The organism is Microbacterium karelineae (assembly GCF_009745985.1).
Lineage (GTDB): Bacteria > Actinomycetota > Actinomycetes > Actinomycetales > Microbacteriaceae > Microbacterium > Microbacterium karelineae.
Genome location: NZ_WFIX01000149.1, coordinates 1 through 432, shown reverse-complemented (window position 1 = coordinate 432; position 432 = coordinate 1). Strand labels below are relative to the sequence as shown.

General features: G+C 58.8%; 1 protein-coding gene. It reads right to left on the bottom strand.

All coding sequences use genetic code 11. The features are described 5' to 3' along the window. Positions 1–2: 2 nt before the first annotated feature. Positions 3–416 carry a 50S ribosomal protein L16 gene (rplP, locus tag GB932_RS01390; RefSeq protein ID WP_009617163.1) on the bottom strand — a complete coding sequence of 138 codons (414 nt, stop codon included), beginning with the start codon at positions 414–416 and terminating at the stop codon, positions 3–5. Positions 417–432: the final 16 nt, after the last annotated feature.

The following is a 432-nucleotide window of genomic DNA, read 5'->3' as shown; positions in this document are numbered from 1 at the left end:
CATCACATCACCGTCCGCTTAACAAAGGAGGTGGCGAGCGGCAGCTTTGCAGCAGCCAGGGCGAATGCCTCACGCGCCAGCTCTTCGGATACACCCTCGATCTCGTACAGGACCTTGCCCGGTTGAATCTGGGCTACCCAGTACTCGACGCCACCCTTACCTTTACCCATACGTACTTCCAGGGGCTTCTTGGTAACAGGCTTGTCGGGGAATACGCGGATCCAGATCTTGCCGCCACGTTTTACGTGACGGGTCAGCGCACGACGTGCGGACTCGATCTGACGCGCGGTGAGACGGCCACGGCTGGTTGCCTTGAGGGCGAACTCGCCGAAGCTGACTTTAGAACCGCGATGAGCCAGGCCACGGTTGTGACCGGTCATTTGCTTGCGGAACTTCGTACGCTTGGGTTGCAGCATTTGCGTACTCCTTACT

Coding starts and splice junctions, on each gene's coding strand:
- rplP (WP_009617163.1), bottom strand. CDS start 416: ATGCTGCAACCCAAGCGTACGAAGTTCCGCAAGCAAATGACCGGTCAC.